Raw genomic sequence first — 14,656 nt, 5'->3', positions numbered from 1 at the left:
TGTTAATAGGTTGGCGCTTGTGCCAAAGGTGATGCGACTGCATCTTTGGCCGCCAACACGGGCGCATCAATGCCATCCGGTAAGGGCCAATCAATGGCCAGCGCTGGATCATTCCAAAGCAAACTGCGCTCGTGCTTTGGATACCAATAATCGGTGGTCTTGTACAAAAACTCAGCCGACTCACTGAGCACCAAGAAGCCGTGCGCGAAACCTGGCGGCACCCACATTTGTTTGGCATTGTCTGCACTCAGATGACAACTGGCCCATTGGCCAAACGTTGGGGAGTTTTTCCGCATGTCGACCGCGACATCAAAGACTTCCCCTTGCGTCACACGCACCAGTTTGCCTTGAGCGTGTTCAATTTGGTAATGCAAACCGCGCAAAACACCACGCGCTGATTTGCTGTGATTGTCTTGAACAAACTGAACTTGTAAACCCGTCGCAGTTTCAAAGTCGCGCGCGTTGAAACTTTCAAAAAAGAACCCTCTTGAATCACCAAAAACTTGCGGTTGCAAAACCAGTACTTCGGGCAAACGGGTGGGTGTGACGGTAAAGGGCATCACTTCGCCTTTAAGAGGTTTAACAAGTACTGGCCGTAACTGTTTTTGGCCAAAGGCAATGCCAATTTTTGGAGTTGATTTGCATCGATCCAGTTCTGCGCAAATGCAATTTCTTCGGGGCACGCCACCATCAAACCTTGGCGCTTTTGAAGTGTTGCAATGAAGCCGGCGGCTTCAAGCAAGCTGTCGTGCGTGCCCGTGTCGAGCCACGCATAGCCTCGGCCCATGATTTCAACATTGAGTTGTTGCTGTTCCAAATACCAACGGTTCACATCGGTAATCTCTAACTCACCCCTTGCAGAGGGCTTGATGTTGGCAGCGATGTCACACACCTGTGAGTCGTAAAAATACAGGCCTGTCACGGCAAAGTTACTTTTGGGCAGCGCAGGCTTTTCTTCAATGCTAAGAGCACGTTTTTGATCGTCGAATGCCACCACACCATAACGCTCCGGATCGTGAACATGGTAGGCAAAAACGCTGGCACCACTGGGTTGCGCGTGCGCACGTTGCATGAGCTTGACCAAATCGTGCCCATAAAAAATATTGTCGCCCAAGACCAAAGCACTGGGGTTGGCGCCTACAAATTCACGACCAATGATGAAAGCTTGCGCCAAGCCATCAGGACTTGGCTGAACTGCATACTGAATGTTCATGCCCCATTGACTGCCATCGCCCAAAAGCTCTGTAAATCGGGGGGTGTCTTGGGGTGTACTGATCAACAGCACATCCTTAATGCCAGCGAGCATCAAGGTGGTCAAAGGGTAGTAGACCATGGGCTTGTCGTACACAGGCATCAACTGCTTTGAGACCGCCTGAGTGACTGGATACAAGCGTGTACCAGACCCACCCGCCAAAATAATGCCTTTGCGTGTATTCATAGTGAAGGATTTTGCCACGGTCTGCTGGTATATCAAGCCATATGCACTTATGCTTGAGCCCTATGTCTTTTAATGATCTGGGCCTGTCGCCCGAGCTGCTCCGAGCGCTTAAACCCAAAACATACGCTGCACCGACACCTGTACAAAGCGAATTCATACCCGTTGCATTGACCGGGCAAGACGTTTGGGTCACGGCACCCACAGGTTCAGGCAAAACTGTTGCCTACGCCTTGCCGCTCATTGAAAAGCTCACGCGGTCCAACCCTCAGCCGCCTTCAGGCTATCACCGCAGAAGGCTTCAGACTTTGGTGCTGGTGCCTACCCGAGAGCTGGCCATTCAAGTTGGTCACACCATGATGGGCTTATCGGCTCACCTGGGTAAAGTCTGCAAAGTCACTGTGGTGTTTGGCGGTGTTTCCATCAACCCACAAATGCTGGGGCTGCGGGGTGGCACCGACATTTTGATCGCCACACCAGGGCGGCTGCTCGATTTGTTCGACCACAATGCCGTCAAGCTTTCTGACATTCAAACGCTGGTTTTAGACGAGGCTGATAAACTGCTAGAACTGGGTTTTCAGGAAGAGTTGAACCGAATTTTGTCAGCCCTTCCCAGCACGCGTCAAAACCTGTTTTTGTCGGCAACAAGACCCAACAGCATCGAGTCACTTGCACACAGCCTGCTCCACAACCCTCACCAAATTCGCATTGAAAGCGCCACACCGCAACCTGCCGTGATCGAACAGCGTGCCGTTTACACAGACAGCAGCAAACGCACGCAATTGCTCAAACATCTGATCAAAACCCATCAACTGAAGCAAGTCTTGGTCTTTGCAGCGACGCAACACACCTGTGAAATTGTGGCGGCCAAATTGAGGGTTGCAGGTATTGCTGCAGAGCCCTTTCACGGACAGCTCAGCCAAGGCAAACGCGAGCAGGTGTTGGCCGATTTCAAACTGCAACGCGTCAAGGTGGTGCTGGCCACCGATTTGGCTTCACGCGGGCTGGACATCGAGAAACTGCCCACCGTGGTAAATTTTGACCTGCCTAGATCGGCTGTCGATTACACACATCGCATAGGCCGGACGGGCCGCGCAGGCGAACCCGGACTGGCCATCAGTTTTGTTTGCCCTGAAACACTTCAGCATTGGAATTTGATTGAAAAAAGACAGCAGGTCAAATTGGTCTGCGAGTCTTTGCCTGGCTTTGAAGCGACTGACGAAGTGCCAGAGTTAATCCAAGGAAATGGCGGCATCAAAGGCAAACGCCCTAGCAAGAAAGACAAACTGAGACAATTGGCAGCCAGCGCCAACCAAGCTTAAAAAGGTGCCGCCGAACCAAATCGCCTGTCGCGTTTGGAGAACCATTCCAGCGCTTCACAGAATTGCTTGGTAGTGAAATCTGGCCACAGGGTCTCAATGAAAAACATCTCAGCATAGGCAGCTTGCCAAAGCATGAAGTTGCTAATGCGAGACTCGCCACCCGTGCGAATCAGCAAGTCCATTTCGGGCGCATCTGACGTACTCAAGTAAGCCGCCAGTCCTTCTTCTGTCAAAGAAGAGATGGGTTCTTGTGGGTGGGCAGATTGCCATGCCTTTGCAGCCTGCACCATGTCCCAACGCCCCCCGTAATTGGCAGCGACACGCAAGGTGATTTTTTGATTGTGCTGGGTTTGCAATTCAGCTTTGCGGATCAACTCTTGAAGTTCTGCACTGAATTTACTTTTGTCACCGACAACTTGCAAACGCACGCCGTTGGCCTCCATCTCATTCACTTCATTTTGCAAATAATTTGCAAAAAGACCCATCAAAACGGACACTTCTTCTTCGGGACGGCGCCAGTTTTCAGTACTGAAAGCAAACAAGCTGAGATGAGAAACATTGGATCGGATGCACGTTTCAACAATGGCACGGACACGCTTTGCACCCGATGCATGACCCAATGTAGTAGGCAACAGGCGTTTTTTGGCCCATCGACGATTTCCGTCCATGATGATGCCAACGTGTTTTGGAAGAGTATTCAATGTCAATGTAAAACTCTTATCAATAGAGAAAGAGATTCTACAACCTGAATCGCCGTGAAAAAGGCCGCATTTAGCGGCCTTTAATTAGACATTACCTAACGGGTAGATTAACTAATAAGAAACTTTGTGCGGTCTTGTCCATCAATCCATTTTGGCGCTTTGCCACGCCCCGTCCAAGTTTGACCTGTTGCTGGATCACGGTATTTTGCTGCAACTTTGTTGCCAGAAGAAGTTTTTCCCGCCGATTTGCTTGCACCACGGCCAGCTGGAAAAACATCTTGAACAGTTAAACCAAATTCAGCCACCAATTCTTTGGCTTTTTGTATTGCCTCTGAAAGTTCTTTATTGCGCGCCGTTGCAATGGCTTGCTCTAAGGCTTCACGTTGTTTCAATAATTCTTTGTATGAGTTAGTCATGGTATTTCTCTAAAAAATAATAAGGTTTCGAATAATACAAGATTCCGAAGAATATCTAAATTTTAATGTCAAAATATATTATCTATTAATTATTGAATTTATAAAAAATCATTTACCTACAAAATCTTGCAATTACTTTATCTATTCTTTTTCCTTCTAAAGAAATAACCTCAAAATGCCAATCCTCACTGATCAAAATATCACCAGCATTGGGAAGATAACCTAATTCAGCAAAAATAAATCCACCCAAAGTGTTGAACAATCCCCTGTCTTCGCCCTCCAGTTGTTTGAGGTCGAGTCGAGCTTTTAATTCATTGATAGGCATTAAGCCGTCCAACAGCCAAGACCCGTCCGTTTGGTGCGTTGCCCAAGCATCTTTAACTTGTTGAGGGTACAGCTCGCCCGTTATAGCTTCCAATAAGTCACGTGGTGTCACTAGGCCTTGAACCACCCCGTACTCATCCACCACAAACACCATACGGCCTGATTTACCCCGAAACTGCTCTAGCAATGACATGCCACTGAGGGTTTCAGGCACAAAAGTAGCTGCGATGGCATAGGCATCGACGGTGTCGTTTTGCGATTCAAGGGAAACCAATCTGGCCACACTGACAACCCCCATCACATCTTCAAGACTGCCCCGGCAAACGGGATACCAAGAATGCCCTTGGGCGCCCTGATTCAGCCCTACTTGCGCCAAACATTGCGCCACGCTTAAGTCACTGTCAAACCATTGAATGTCCAGCCTCGGCACCATCAGTGAAGTCAGAGGTCGATCGTCAAGGTGAAACACATTGCGCACCATCTGGTGTTCGTGTGCTTCGATCAATCCTGCATCGACGCCTTCTTCCAAGCTGGCGGTAATTTCCTCTTCTGTAACCGCCCGGTTGCCACTATTGTCAATTCGCAACAGTTTCAAAACCGCATGCGTTGAGAGAGACAGCAGACTGACGAAGGGCTTTGCAATTCCTGCCAACCAGGCCATGGGCCTAGCCACAAGTCGTGCAACAGGCTCTGGATACAACTGACCAATGCGTTTGGGTACCAGCTCACCAAAAATAATGGTGGTGAAGGTAATGATCGTCACCACCAGCGCAGTGGCAGAAAGGGACGACGCGTTTTCTGAAAGGCCAAAACCTCGCAACCATGCGGCCACATCACCACTGAACGCGGCTTCGCCGACGATGCCATTCAGGACCCCGATGGAGGTAATGCCAACTTGAACAGTCGACAAAAACTGGGTCGGGTTTTCCAAGAGTTTAAGTGCCATGGCGGCACCTTTGTCGCCCGCCTCCTCCATGGCCGCAAGCCTGGCTTTGCGGCTGGACGCCAAGGCCAATTCAGACATGGCAAAGATGCCGTTGATAAGCGTCAATAGCGCAATTAATAAAAAATCCATCCCTCCATTGTGCCAAGACCAGACTGGTCCGCAAAGACGCCTGCGCGGCCAAGGGAAATATGAGCGTCATTTCACCGACAATGTGGCTTTTGAGACGAACGGCAGCAAAAAATGGCAATTTATTGGATTGGCGACATTCAGGGTTGTGACACCCCGTTGGGCCAATTCATGGACCAAGTCAGTTTTTCAGCCAGCCGCGATCGTCTTTACGTCTTAGGCGACTTGGTCAATCGTGGCCCTGCCTCTTTGCAAGTTTTGCGTCGACTCCAAAAATTGGGCAGCAGCGTTCAATGCGTCCTGGGCAATCATGATTTGCATTTATTGGCCCTCAATGCAGGCGCCAGAAAACCCGGCAAATCAGACACGCTCAATGAAATCTTAACGGCCGTCGACAAAGAAGCTTTGTTGCATTGGCTCAGCCATCAATCAATGGCCCTTTATGAAGAAGACGTTTTGATGGTGCACGCAGGTGTTCTACCGCAATGGACATTGCAAGAAACCCTGGGTTTGGCACAAGAACTTCAAGACATTTTGCGCGGCCCCGATGCGCAAGATTTTTTGATGCAAATGTATGGCAACGAGCCTTCGCAATGGCATGCCGAATTAACAGGCATGGCCAGATGGCGTTGCGCGTTGAATGCGTTCACCAGACTGCGATTTTGCACACCTTCGGGGCAAATGGAATTTGAAACCAAAGAGGGCAAAGCCAAAGCTCCCGAAGGCTATTTGCCATGGTTTGAAGTACCCCATCGAAAAACAGCAGACATCACCATCGCATTCGGACATTGGTCCACCTTAGGTGCAGTCGACCGTACAGACATTTGGGCGCTAGATACAGGCTGTGTTTGGGGTGGCTGCCTAACTGCACTCCAGAGAGATCAAGCCATAAACACCCCTGCTCGCATTGAAATCAAATGTCCAAGCTACCAAAAACCCTTTTGAGAATTCTTCACAGATTTCTAAACAAGCACAATGAAACACAGTTTGGGATTTGATCCTCGCGAAGTGCCATGGACACTTCAACCTGGCCACTGGCCACACATCAAGGCCGAGGACTTAAGGGCTGAACGGCTGCGCTGGGTCTTTCAAAATCCCCCCGAGTGGACACCCGAATTAAAACGTGAACCACAAATAGGTCAGAAAGCACCAGCCGCCGCCGCTGTCCTTGTCCCTATCGTATTGCGCGGATCAGACGGCCAGGACCCACATGTCCTGTTAACTCAACGAACACAGCACCTCTCCTCGCACGCGGGACAAATTGCATTTCCGGGAGGCAAAGTCGATGCCGAAGACGCTTCCATAGAGCACGCTGCACTGAGGGAGGCGCAAGAAGAGGTGGGGCTTTTGCCTCAATATGTTCAGGTTCTTGGAAACCTACCCAACTACATCACAGGGACAGCTTTTCACATCACGCCTGTGGTCGGCTTGGTCTCACCAGATTTCAGTATGGCTCCCAACCCCTATGAAGTGGCTGATGTTTTTGAGGTGCCATTGAGTTTTCTAATGAACCCAAAAAATCACCGGCTTCATGAATTTGAACGCGATGGTGTGGTGCGGCAATGGTATTCAATGCCTTACTTAGACAGACACCCAAGTTTGAAAGGCTCGACCAAAGAGCGTTTCATATGGGGTGCAACGGCGGGAATGATTCGCAATTTTTATCGTTTCTTATTGGCTGCAAATTCTTTATGATGTTGGCATGAGCTTTTTCTCGATATTTTTGGCACTGGTCATTGAGCAAGCTCGGCCCATGAGTCCGAGCCACTTTTTGCATCAGTGGTTGCGTCGTTGGGCCGATTGGGTGGCTTCACATGTCGACGGCGGCACCGCATCACAGGCTTGGCTGGCCTGGGGGCTGCTTGTGGGTGTTCCGGCAGGTTTGGCTGTTCTCATTCATTGGCTGTTGGCCTTCACAGTGGGCTGGCTTTTTGCAGTCGCATGGAATGTGGCCTTGCTCTACATCACGCTAGGGTTCCGCCAATTTAGCCATCACTTCACAGGCATTCGAGATGCGCTTAACGATGGTGACGAGGCATTGGCTCGAAAACTATTGGCGGAATGGCAACAAGTCGAAGTCAATGATTTGCCTCGCAACGAAATTGTTCGTCACGTCATTGAGCACTCCATCTTGTCGGCACACCGTCATGTTTTCGGAGTCTTCTTCAGCTACGCGCTGCTGTCTGTTATTGGTCTAGGGCCCGTGGGTGCCGTGGTCTATCGAGTCTCCGAATTTGCAAAACGTTACTGGGCTTCATCCATTGACAATTCAGCACTTCGGCAATCCCCTGATTCTTCGGCGCCTGCGCTGGTCAGTGAATCACTAAGACACCGCGCCCAAGAAACATGGCACGCCATAGACTGGATGCCCGCTCGAGCCACCGCCATGGGATTTGCCATCATGGGAAGCTTCGAAGACGCCATGGATGGCTGGCGCCATCATGCTGAAAAATTTCCTGATGACAACGACGGCGTTATCTTGGCAGCAACTGCAGGTGCTATCAATGTTCAGCTGGGTGGTGCATCGCTTCAGCCCGATATGCCTGGCAGCAGCAGCACACCTGGACGGCCTCCAGAAATTGCACATTTTGCGCAAGTCGTCGGCCTGGTGTGGCGAACGGTTGTGATGTGGTTGGTGCTTGTGGCCCTTTTGTCCCTGGCCAATTTGTTGGGCTAATTTGTTGGGCTAATTCACCAGCGCTGCTGCCCTAACTCTTCATAGAGCTGCGCATAAATACGATGCCGTCTAGCGCTCACTTCTGTGGCCAACAATGCAGCTGACTCGTCTTTTTGCAAGGCTGCTAAAACACCGCAGCCAGGTTCATGCAAATGCGTGCAGTTGTAAAACTTGCAACTTTGCACATGCTGCTTCAGGTCAGGCATACAAGCGGCCAATTGATTCTGAGGAATATGCTGCAAGCCAAACTCTTGAAAACCTGGCGAATCAATGATGGCCGTGCCCGCGTGCCCTGTAGAAACAGCGTCAGGCCTTTGCCCCACCCAATAAAGCGACGTGCTGGTCGTGGTGTGCTTGCCAGAATTCAGTGCCTGAGAAATCTCTCCAGTCAATGCCCGCGCATTGGGCACCAAGGCATTGACCAAGGTACTCTTACCTGCACCAGAGGGACCCAAAATTAAAGTGGTCTTGCCCTGCATGGCCGCCTGCAAAGACTTCAAGCTGTCGTTGGTTTCGACCGCGCTTTTTAATTCAAGCGGCAACACGGTGTAATTCATGTAGCGATAGGCTGCCAAGCGCAGCCAAGCTTGATCAAAGGCTTGGCCCAAATCACTTTTGTTCAAAACTATCAAGGGCTTGATGTGCTCAGCCTCTGCGGCAATCAAAGCACGAGACAATTGCGTTTCAGAGAACTCTGGCTCAGCCGCCAACAAGATCAAGACCTGGTCTAAATTGGCCGCAAACGATTTGGTTCGAACTTCGTCTCTTCTGTAGAAAAGATTTTTTCTGGCCACCACGCTTTCAATGGTGCCCTCGTCTGCCGCAGCTTGCCACCGCACCCAATCACCCACGACAGACTGGCTCTTTTTGCCTCGAGGGTGGCAAATGATGCGCGAGCCATCGTCCAACTCAACCACACAATGACGGCCATGGGTGGCCACCACCAAACCTGTATTGAGTGCTTCTTGATTGGAAGCGACCAAGGCTTGTGCAGCCTTGGTTTTGGTGTGCGTGCGTGAGTTTAGTTTACGCATGTTGCATGCGCGCTAAACGCAAACTGGCAGGCGGGTGCGAGTAATAAAACTTGACATACCAGGGGTCTGGTGTGAGCGTAGACGCATTGTCTTGATACAACTTCAGCAATGCTGAACTTAAATCTGCTGCTGGGGTTTTCGAGACGGCATAGGCATCCGCTTCGTATTCTTGCACCCTAGAACGCCATGAAGAAACAGGTGCCAACAAGAACGTGAACACAGGCACCACCAACATGAACAACAACAAGGCCACGGCTTCGTTTCCGCCCGTTAAATTGGGCATCACACCGAGTCCTGTGTAGAACCAAATTTGCTGCGATGCAAAACCGAGCAGCGCCAAACCCAACAAGGTCATGACAAAACTGGTGGCCATCATTTTGAAAATATGTCGGTGTTTGAAATGGCCCAACTCATGCGCCAAAACAGCTTCCATTTCTGAAGGTGTTAATTGTTTCAGCAAGGTATCAAAAAACACCACGCGCTTGCTAGCACCAAAACCTGTAAAGAACGCATTGGAGTGTGCCGAACGCTTGCTACCGTCCATCACAAAAAAACCTTTGGCCGTAAAGCCTGCGCGCTGCATGAGCGCATTCACCCTGGTCTTTAAAGCTTCGTCCTCTAAGGGGGTAAATTTGTTAAACATCGGCATGATGACATTGGGTGCAATGGCCATTAAAAACAGTTGCCAAAACACCAGGGCACACCATGTCCAAAACCACCAATACACCCCGCCGGCTTGCATGAGCCACAAAACCATGGCGATGAGTGGCACGCCTAGCACCAACCCAAGAACCAGGCCTTTAAGTGAGTCGCTGAGCCATAGCTTCCAAGTCATTTTGTTAAAGCCAAACTTTTGTTCCAACACAAAGGTTTGATACAAAGACAGAGGCAAATTAAGGAGGCCGCCCACCAAAGTAAAGGCCAGCACCAGCAACACTTGCTGCCATAGCCCAGGCGACAAGTAGGACAAAATCGTGGCGTTCAATGCGCTCAAGCCACCCATCAAAGTCCACCCCACCAGCACAGCCGCATCGATCAACAAATCGATCTGCCCAACTTTGGCTTTGGCCAGGGTGTAGTCTGCCGCCTTCTGGTGGTCATTCAAGGAAATCTGATTGGCAAAAGCTTTGGGCACTTCGCCACGATGCTGCGCCACGTGCCGCACTTGCCGGGCATTGAGCCAGAGCTTCAGTAAAACATTGGTGAGCAGCGCGCCCACCAACAAATAAGTCAGAGTCAAAGTTGGATTCATAGACCGAAGTGTAGATCAGCTGACATCAGCGACAATCAGAGTCTTCACGAAAAGCCATATTTTGAAATGACAGCGAACACTCAAGCCCCTCTCCCGTCTGACAACTCAGAAGCGACGCTCGCCAAATCGGACGACAATTTGGTTTGGATTGACTGCGAAATGACGGGCCTCGACCCCGAAAAAGAGCGTCTCTTGGAGATTGCAGTGATCGTTACTGGCCCTCACCTCAACCCCCGCATAGAAGGCCCTGTGTGCGTCATTCATCAAAGCGACGAGCTCCTCAACAAAATGGATGCATGGAACAAAGGCACGCATGGCCGCAGCGGATTGATTGACAAAGTGAAAGCTTCCACCACGTCGGAGCAAGACGCCGAAGAGCAGATTTTGGCCTTCATCAAAAAGTACGTGTCCAAAAATAATTCACCCCTGTGCGGCAACACCATTAGCCAAGATCGCCGTTTTTTGGTCAAGTTCATGCCCAAATTGGAAGCCTATTTGCACTATCGCAATTTGGATGTCAGCACCCTCAAAGAACTCTCCAAACGCTGGAAGCCTGAGGTGTTCAACAGCTTCAAAAAACAACAAAAGCACACCGCGCTGGCTGATGTGCACGAGTCCATCGAGGAATTGGCCCATTACAGAGAGCATTTCATCAAGCTCTGAGACTCGCTCAAATCATTTCAGGGAAAACCCGCACAAACTCAAAAAACTGTGCCATAATCGCCGGCTGAGTTGCAAACAGGCCTCGTGCCGCAGCCCTTGTGCATCACCCTTCATGCCTTTGACTCACTGATAAGAGTCACTCGACTGGAAAAGATGGCGCCATAACTTCTCGTTATGCCCACTCTCTTCAAACAGCACCGAGCTCCGTTTGATGGTTGATGTTTTTTAACCATGAACGGCGCCACCGCAAATCTTGCGGACGTCCGTGCGAGAAAAAATATGACTGACGCTTTTGAAGTGCAGGACGACTTGTCGTCTGCGCAATCCTCTACGAACGAAACTTTCGTGACCGAAACTTTGGCGCTTGATGCTGCCAATGTGAACGACACCCTCGAAACTGAAACCACCCCAGAGCAACCCAATGGCTTCGTGCTCTTGGGCTTGGCCCCTGAATTGGTTCAAGCTGTGGCCGACCTCGGCTACACCCAACCTACTTCTGTCCAACTCAAAGCCATTCCTTTGGCACTGCCCAAAGAAACCTTGGGCGAAGCCCACAAATACATCGACCTGATGGTGTCAAGCCAAACAGGCTCAGGCAAAACTGCCGCCTTCTTGTTGCCCGTGTTGCACACCCTGTTGCAAGAGCTGGCCGCTGAAGAAGAAGCCGAGCGCGCTGCATTTGCCAAAGCCTGCGCCGATGCCGCCGCCAATGGCGAGCCAGCCCCCAAGCGTCCTAAGCGCAAAGACCCCACCAACGCCCGCAATTTCAAAGCACCCTCACCCGGCGCCTTGATTGTTTGCCCCACACGCGAATTGGCCCAGCAAGTTGCGCACGATGCCATCGATTTGGTCAAGCATTGCCGTGGCCTCCGCGTGGCCAACATTGTGGGCGGCATGCCTTACCAGTTGCAAATTGCCAAGTTGCAAAATGCCAACTTGGTGGTGGCCACGCCAGGTCGTTTGCTCGACCTGCAACGCTCCATGCAAATCAAGCTCGACAAAGTTAAGTTCTTGGTGGTCGACGAAGCCGACCGCATGTTGGACCTGGGCTTCTCAGACGACCTGGCCGACATCAACCAAATGACCAGCCAGCGCCAGCAAACCATGATGTTCAGCGCCACTTTTGCACCGCGCATTCAGCAACTGGCCATGCGCGTCATGCACGATGGTGGTTCATCGGTTCAAAAGATCCAAATCGATTCACCTCAAGAAAAGCACAGCAACATCAAGCAGGTTTTGTTCTGGGCCGACAACGCACAGCACAAGCGCAAATTGCTTGACCACTGGTTGCGTGACGCGTCCATCAATCAAGCCATTGTGTTTGCCAGCACGCAAATTGAGTGCGATGGTTTGGCAGCAGACCTGCAGCAAGATGGCTTTGATGCCGTTGCCCTGCACGGTGCTTTGAGCCAAGGTTTGCGCAATCGCCGTTTGATGGCTTTGCGCAATGGCCAAGTTCAAATCTTGGTGGCCACCGATGTGGCGGCGCGCGGTATTGACGTGCCCACCATCACCCACGTCTTCAATTTTGGTTTGCCCATGAAGGCCGAAGACTACACACACCGCATTGGCCGTACGGGTCGTGCTGGTCGCGATGGCTTGGCCATCACCTTCGCCGAAATTCGCGACCGTCGCAAAATTATGGACATCGAGGCCTACAGCCGTCAGCCGTTCAAAGCCGAAGTAATTCCAGGCATGGAACCCAAACTCAATTTCCCCGAAACCCGCTCAGGCCGTGGCGGCAATGACCGCGGCGACCGCGGTGGTCGTGGCCGTCCATTCGGTGGTGGTGGCTTTGGTGGCAACCGCGGTGGTGACCGTTTTGAATCACGCGGTGCGCCACGCTTTGAAGGCAACCGTGGTGGCGACCGTTTTGAAGGTCGTGGCGATCGCTTTGAAAACCGTGGTGCACCTGCACCCCGTTTTGAAGGTCGTCCTGAAGGACGCGGCGATTTCCGCCCTGAGGGTCGCTTCGAACCCCGTGGTGACTCCCGCGGCGAACAGCGCAGCTTTGCACCTCGCGGTGGCGAAGGCCGTTTCGAGCCCCGTGGCGATCAACGCCCTGACAACCGTGGTGGCGACCGCTTTGAAGCACGCGACAGCCGTGCACCCCGTGCTTCAGGCGCTCCAGGCGGCCGTGACAATGCGCGTGGCGGCTCAGGCGATCGCTTCGCCCCCCGTGGCCCCAAGGTCGTTGGTGCTGGAAACTTCAAGCCCCACAATGCCGGCGGACACGCAGCACCTAAGCGCACTGGCGCTAAAGTGTTGAAAGTCACACGCGGTTAATTCCCCTACCCATGCCCCTGCCAAACAGGGGCGTAAAAAAACCGCCTTGGCGAAAGCCTTGGCGGTTTTTTCATGAAGGTCCCGAAAGACCGTCGAAGTGCTTTACGCAGCAGCTGTGGTTTTAACAGCGCGTTGTGGCAACTTTTCTTTGATACGTGCAGACTTGCCGCTACGATCACGCAAATAGTACAACTTGGCGCGGCGAACATCACCGCGGCGTTTGACTTCAATGCTGGCAATCAAGGGGCTGTATGTTTGGAACGTACGCTCCACGCCTTCACCACTTGAAATTTTGCGAACGGTGAAACCACTGTTCAAGCCGCGATTGCGCTTGGCAATCACAACACCTTCATAAGCCTGCACACGCTTGCGTGTACCTTCAACCACGTTAACGCTAACGATCACGGTGTCACCAGGCATGAAGTCAGGAATTGTTTTACCCAAACGGGCAATTTCTTCCTGCTCGAGAGTTTGAATCAAATTCATTTTGAGCTCTTTCATCTATCGATCGTGCACAACGCTACGCTAAAGGCGGCTTCTATGCTGACTGGACTGGGCTGCTTCAACCCAGTTCAATCGCAACAGCCGCGGCGGGCAGAGGATCGAAAAGCCTTTGATTATATATTTGTTTTTGAGACTGTTGGCGGGCGGCCAAGCATTGAAATGTTGCCGACTAGCGTTGTTATGAATTGCCAGTGCTTGAACCGCAAAAATGAATCAAAAAGTATTCATCTTTGGCGCTTAGTTTGCCCATTGCCCTGGCCGACTCAATCAGGTCAGGTCGATGTTTCTGTGTCAGCTCCAAACTTTGCTGCCGCCGCCATTTGGCAATGTCTGCATGGTGCCCAGACATCAGAACAGCAGGCACAGTTTCATGGTTCCAAGTTTCGGGACGGGTGTAGTGGCCACAATCGAGCAAGCCATCTAGGGCAGGATTGAAGCTGTCCATTTGGTGGCTGCCTTCATCGTTCAAAACGCCTGGCTGCAAGCGCGCTACCGCATCCAAAAGTGCAATGGCAGCAATCTCGCCACCGGACAACACAAAATCACCCAAGCTAATTTGCACATCGACATGTGCATCAATGAAGCGCTGGTCCAGACCCTCATAGCGTCCACAAATCAAAATAGCGCCCTCACTTTGAGACCATGTCTCAACGGCTGCGTGATTCAGGGCTTTGCCAATGGGCGAAAAAAGAACCACGGGTGCTTGGGACACCTGGGCATTTGAGGCTGCCCGATCTTGGCGGATGGCCAACAAGCATTTCTCTAAGGGCTCAGCCAACATCACCATGCCGGGGCCGCCACCAAAAGGACGGTCATCAACCCTGCGATAGGTGCCATCTGCAAAGTCACGAAGCTGCCAAAGTTTGAGTTCAACCGCCCCCGTTTCAAAGGCTCGGCGATTGATGCCAGAAGTTAAAAATGGCGCAAACAATTCAGGAAACAATGTGATGACGTCAAAGCGCATGGCTTG

At 51.4% G+C, this 14,656-nt stretch carries 15 protein-coding genes; 6 read left to right on the top strand and 9 right to left on the bottom strand.

The genetic code is table 11. The annotated features are described in order from the left end of the window. Positions 1-2 precede the first annotated feature (2 nt). Complete coding sequence (gene rfbC, locus AMM03_RS00900) at positions 3-560, bottom strand: dTDP-4-dehydrorhamnose 3,5-epimerase (RefSeq protein ID WP_090128603.1); 558 nt, start codon at positions 558-560, stop codon at positions 3-5. Further along, positions 560-1,438 (bottom strand): glucose-1-phosphate thymidylyltransferase RfbA, encoded by an 879-nt coding sequence (rfbA, locus tag AMM03_RS00895; RefSeq protein WP_090128602.1) that lies wholly within the window; start codon positions 1,436-1,438, stop codon positions 560-562. The genes rfbC and rfbA overlap by 1 nt, the downstream gene beginning before the upstream one ends. 62 nt (positions 1,439-1,500) lie before the next feature. Between rfbA and AMM03_RS00890 the strand changes: the two genes are divergently transcribed. After that, positions 1,501-2,757: a DEAD/DEAH box helicase gene (locus tag AMM03_RS00890; RefSeq protein WP_090128601.1), complete on the top strand. Its 1,257-nt coding sequence runs from the start codon at positions 1,501-1,503 to the stop codon at positions 2,755-2,757. Here the strand turns inward: AMM03_RS00890 and uppS are convergent. The 3 genes from uppS to AMM03_RS00875 form a co-directional block, all read right to left on the bottom strand. Then, positions 2,754-3,482 carry a polyprenyl diphosphate synthase gene (gene uppS, locus AMM03_RS00885; RefSeq protein ID WP_255349616.1) on the bottom strand — a complete coding sequence of 243 codons (729 nt, stop codon included), beginning with the start codon at positions 3,480-3,482 and terminating at the stop codon, positions 2,754-2,756. The genes AMM03_RS00890 and uppS overlap by 4 nt on opposite strands. An 83-nt stretch (positions 3,483-3,565) precedes the next feature. Next, positions 3,566-3,874 (bottom strand): H-NS histone family protein, encoded by a 309-nt coding sequence (locus AMM03_RS00880; protein WP_090128599.1) that lies wholly within the window; start codon positions 3,872-3,874, stop codon positions 3,566-3,568. Between the two features lie 112 nt (positions 3,875-3,986). After that, entirely contained in the window at positions 3,987-5,273 is a 1,287-nt protein-coding gene (locus tag AMM03_RS00875) for a hemolysin family protein (protein WP_090128598.1), read from the bottom strand. A 111-nt stretch (positions 5,274-5,384) separates the two neighbouring features. On the opposite strand from AMM03_RS00875, the gene AMM03_RS00870 reads away from it, so the two are divergent. Genes AMM03_RS00870 through AMM03_RS00860 form a run of 3 tightly spaced genes read left to right on the top strand, consistent with a single transcriptional unit; the run spans position 5,385 to position 7,947 of the window. Then, positions 5,385-6,215: a symmetrical bis(5'-nucleosyl)-tetraphosphatase gene (locus AMM03_RS00870; protein ID WP_090128597.1), complete on the top strand. Its 831-nt coding sequence runs from the start codon at positions 5,385-5,387 to the stop codon at positions 6,213-6,215. 30 nt (positions 6,216-6,245) lie between these two features. Continuing rightward, positions 6,246-6,965 (top strand): CoA pyrophosphatase, encoded by a 720-nt coding sequence (locus AMM03_RS00865; protein WP_090128596.1) that lies wholly within the window; start codon positions 6,246-6,248, stop codon positions 6,963-6,965. 7 nt (positions 6,966-6,972) lie between these two features. Further along, positions 6,973-7,947, top strand: coding sequence for a CobD/CbiB family protein (locus AMM03_RS00860; RefSeq protein ID WP_090128595.1), 975 nt, complete (start codon positions 6,973-6,975; stop codon positions 7,945-7,947). 14 nt (positions 7,948-7,961) lie between these two features. On the opposite strand, the gene rsgA is transcribed toward AMM03_RS00860, so the two are convergent. Then, the gene (rsgA, locus tag AMM03_RS00855) at positions 7,962-8,981 is read right to left on the bottom strand and encodes a ribosome small subunit-dependent GTPase A (RefSeq protein ID WP_090128594.1); all 1,020 of its coding nucleotides are present in this window, start codon (positions 8,979-8,981) and stop codon (positions 7,962-7,964) included. Next, the gene (locus tag AMM03_RS00850) at positions 8,974-10,233 is read right to left on the bottom strand and encodes a M48 family metallopeptidase (protein ID WP_090128593.1); all 1,260 of its coding nucleotides are present in this window, start codon (positions 10,231-10,233) and stop codon (positions 8,974-8,976) included. Before AMM03_RS00850 ends, rsgA begins: the two co-directional genes overlap by 8 nt. Before the next feature lie 66 nt (positions 10,234-10,299). Here AMM03_RS00850 and orn point away from each other — a divergent pair, with 66 nt between their 5' ends. Continuing rightward, positions 10,300-10,896, top strand: a complete 597-nt coding sequence (gene orn, locus AMM03_RS00845) for an oligoribonuclease (RefSeq protein WP_090128592.1) — start codon at positions 10,300-10,302, stop codon at positions 10,894-10,896. Between the two features lie 279 nt (positions 10,897-11,175). Continuing rightward, positions 11,176-13,182 carry a DEAD/DEAH box helicase gene (locus tag AMM03_RS00840; RefSeq protein WP_090129267.1) on the top strand — a complete coding sequence of 669 codons (2,007 nt, stop codon included), beginning with the start codon at positions 11,176-11,178 and terminating at the stop codon, positions 13,180-13,182. A 102-nt stretch (positions 13,183-13,284) separates the two neighbouring features. On the opposite strand, the gene rplS is transcribed toward AMM03_RS00840, so the two are convergent. Together rplS and trmD are read right to left on the bottom strand one after the other, a co-directional pair. Beyond that, a complete protein-coding gene (rplS, locus tag AMM03_RS00835; protein ID WP_090129266.1) occupies positions 13,285-13,668 on the bottom strand; it encodes a 50S ribosomal protein L19 in 384 nt (127 codons plus the stop codon). Positions 13,669-13,864: 196 nt separating this feature from the next. After that, positions 13,865-14,650 (bottom strand): tRNA (guanosine(37)-N1)-methyltransferase TrmD, encoded by a 786-nt coding sequence (gene trmD, locus AMM03_RS00830; protein WP_090128591.1) that lies wholly within the window; start codon positions 14,648-14,650, stop codon positions 13,865-13,867. Positions 14,651-14,656: the final 6 nt, after the last annotated feature.

Source organism: Limnohabitans sp. Rim11 (assembly GCF_001269365.1).
GTDB lineage: Bacteria > Pseudomonadota > Gammaproteobacteria > Burkholderiales > Burkholderiaceae_C > Limnohabitans_A.
This window is presented reverse-complemented; position numbering and strand designations above follow the sequence as displayed.

What these genes read in the sequence shown, in the direction of transcription:
- rfbC (WP_090128603.1), bottom strand. Translation starts at nt 560, where the DNA reads ATGCCCTTTACCGTCACACCCACCCGTTTGCCCGAAGTACTGGTTTTG.
- rfbA (WP_090128602.1), bottom strand. Translation starts at nt 1,438, where the DNA reads ATGAATACACGCAAAGGCATTATTTTGGCGGGTGGGTCTGGTACACGC.
- AMM03_RS00890 (WP_090128601.1), top strand. Translation starts at nt 1,501, where the DNA reads ATGTCTTTTAATGATCTGGGCCTGTCGCCCGAGCTGCTCCGAGCGCTT.
- AMM03_RS00880 (WP_090128599.1), bottom strand. Translation starts at nt 3,874, where the DNA reads ATGACTAACTCATACAAAGAATTATTGAAACAACGTGAAGCCTTAGAG.
- AMM03_RS00875 (WP_090128598.1), bottom strand. Translation starts at nt 5,273, where the DNA reads ATGGATTTTTTATTAATTGCGCTATTGACGCTTATCAACGGCATCTTT.
- AMM03_RS00870 (WP_090128597.1), top strand. Translation starts at nt 5,385, where the DNA reads ATGGCAATTTATTGGATTGGCGACATTCAGGGTTGTGACACCCCGTTG.
- AMM03_RS00865 (WP_090128596.1), top strand. Translation starts at nt 6,246, where the DNA reads ATGAAACACAGTTTGGGATTTGATCCTCGCGAAGTGCCATGGACACTT.
- AMM03_RS00860 (WP_090128595.1), top strand. Translation starts at nt 6,973, where the DNA reads ATGAGCTTTTTCTCGATATTTTTGGCACTGGTCATTGAGCAAGCTCGG.
- rsgA (WP_090128594.1), bottom strand. Translation starts at nt 8,981, where the DNA reads ATGCGTAAACTAAACTCACGCACGCACACCAAAACCAAGGCTGCACAA.
- AMM03_RS00850 (WP_090128593.1), bottom strand. Translation starts at nt 10,233, where the DNA reads ATGAATCCAACTTTGACTCTGACTTATTTGTTGGTGGGCGCGCTGCTC.
- orn (WP_090128592.1), top strand. Translation starts at nt 10,300, where the DNA reads ATGACAGCGAACACTCAAGCCCCTCTCCCGTCTGACAACTCAGAAGCG.
- AMM03_RS00840 (WP_090129267.1), top strand. Translation starts at nt 11,176, where the DNA reads ATGACTGACGCTTTTGAAGTGCAGGACGACTTGTCGTCTGCGCAATCC.
- rplS (WP_090129266.1), bottom strand. Translation starts at nt 13,668, where the DNA reads ATGAATTTGATTCAAACTCTCGAGCAGGAAGAAATTGCCCGTTTGGGT.
- trmD (WP_090128591.1), bottom strand. Translation starts at nt 14,650, where the DNA reads ATGCGCTTTGACGTCATCACATTGTTTCCTGAATTGTTTGCGCCATTT.